Annotated in this window: 1 protein-coding gene; it reads right to left on the reverse strand. The window is 73.2% G+C overall.

Translation table 11 applies throughout. The features are described 5' to 3' along the window. The coding region (locus IY392_RS16995) for a penicillin-binding transpeptidase domain-containing protein (RefSeq protein WP_228549565.1) at window positions 1–1,866 on the reverse strand (1,866 nt) is incomplete at its 3' end. Between the last annotated feature and the right edge of the window lie 67 nt (window positions 1,867–1,933).

Here is a 1,933-nt window from a genome sequence, read left to right on the forward strand (position 1 = left end):
GGTGGAGCCGACGAACCACCCGTGGGCGGGGCCGGTGCCGACCTCGGCCGTCCCGGTCTTGCCCCCGAGTCCGGGGATCGAGTTCGCAGCCGTCGCGGTGCCCGATCGCACGGTCTGTTCCATGTACCGGCGCAGGGTGTCCACCACACCCGGGTCCAGGGGTTCCGGAGTGTCGTTGGCGGTGGCGGGCATCCCGTCGACCACGTGCGGCAGGATCATCCGCCCGCCGCCCGCCAGCGAGGCCGTCATGACCGCCATCCCGAACGGGCTGGCCAGCACCTCACCCTGCCCGATCGCCGCCTCCACACGGGCCGGACCCTGCTCGGTGACGGGCACGGACCCGGTGTAGGTGTCCATACCGAGACCGGGGGCGAAGAACCCGACTCCCAGCCCGAGCTTCGCGGCCGTGTCCTTCATGGCCTCCGGCGAGAGCCGGTCGCTGATGACGGCCTGGCTGGTGTTGCACGAGCGGGCGAACGCGGTCTCCAGCGGGACCGGGCCGAGTTCGAAGTCGTCGTCGTTGGGGATCGTGCGCCCGGACACGGTCACCGAGGCCGGGCAGGGCACGACCTCGTCCGGGCCGACGACGCCGGCCTCGAGCGCCGCGGCCGTGGTGACGATCTTGAACGTCGACCCCGGCGGGAAGCGGCCCTGCATGGACACCGGCCCCTGCCGGTCGGCGACGGAGTTCTGTGCCACGGCCAGGATTCCGCCGGTCGAGGGCTGGATCGCCACGATCGACGCTCCCAGGGCGGAGGAGTCCACCGCCTGCTGGGCCGCCCGTTGCATCGAGATCTGCAGCGTGGAGACGAGGTCGTCGACCTGGCCCACCGGGGCGCTGCCGAGCTCGATCGGTTCCGCGTCGGGATTGACGATCTCCGCGGTCCAGCCACCTTCCGCGGCGATCGCGTCCATCCACGCGGTCGGCAGATTGTTGATCGCAGGAGAGGTCAGGCTGCGGTCGGTGCGGATGAGATCCCCGCGTTCGGGGAGCGTCACCCCCGGGACGGCGGCGAGTTGCTCGCGGATCGGGTCGATGTCGGACGGGCGGAGCGCGACGACCTGGTACGGCTGGTCGCCGGCCTCGGCCATGCCGTCGCGGATCGTCTGCCCGGTGATCGTCGGCACCACGGGGCTGACCAACGCCGCGACCGCGTCCGCGGACTCCACCGCCCCCGGCGCCAGGGTCACCGCGGTCACCGGAGTCCACTGCAGCAGCGGTTCGCCCGTGCGGTCGAGAACCGAGGTGTCGTAGTCCAGGATCTCGGAGAAGGCCAGGGTGCCCCCCGGCTCGAGGCGGGTGTCGAGGATCGTCGGCGACCACTCGACCCTCCAGTCCTCGCCGACCCTGGTGGTCCGCGCCTCGCCGGTGGTCGTGACGATGCGGGGGGCGGCTTCCGCGCCGGGGGTCCCGCCGGCCGGGTCGGAGCCCGCCTCGTCGTCGTCGGCCTCGTCGTCGGCCTGGTCGTCGGCCTCGTCGTCGGCCTCGTCGTCGGCCTGGTCGTTCCCGGAGGTTCCCATGTCCCAGGTGATCTCGACCGGCACGGGATCGCGGTCCGGGCGTCGGTCCCCGTCCGGGGTCCTCGCCGAGAGGGTGGGGGTGAACCCCATCGCCAGCACGTTGGCCTCGAGGGTCTCCTGCGCCGCGGCCGGATCGGTGGTGAGCGCGGCCGCACCCCCGAGGTCGCCGCTGCTCAGCGCGGAGAGGAACTGCTGGAGCTCATCCGATCCGGTGTCCCCGGTCAGTGCCGCACACCCGGTGCCGGTCAGCGCGGCGGCCAGAGCCGCAGCGGCGATCCCGATGGCGGGTCGGGGCAGGCGGCGGGCGCTGCTGGTGAGGGGGCGGCGCAGTGGCATCGGCGTCATCACCCCACACAATCAGAAACCCGTCCCCAGCGCACCGGGCACGCCGGACACCGGCCCCGGGTCGCGG

This window comes from Dietzia sp. SYD-A1 (genome assembly GCF_015356725.1).
In the GTDB taxonomy this organism is placed as follows: Bacteria; Actinomycetota; Actinomycetes; order Mycobacteriales; family Mycobacteriaceae; genus Dietzia.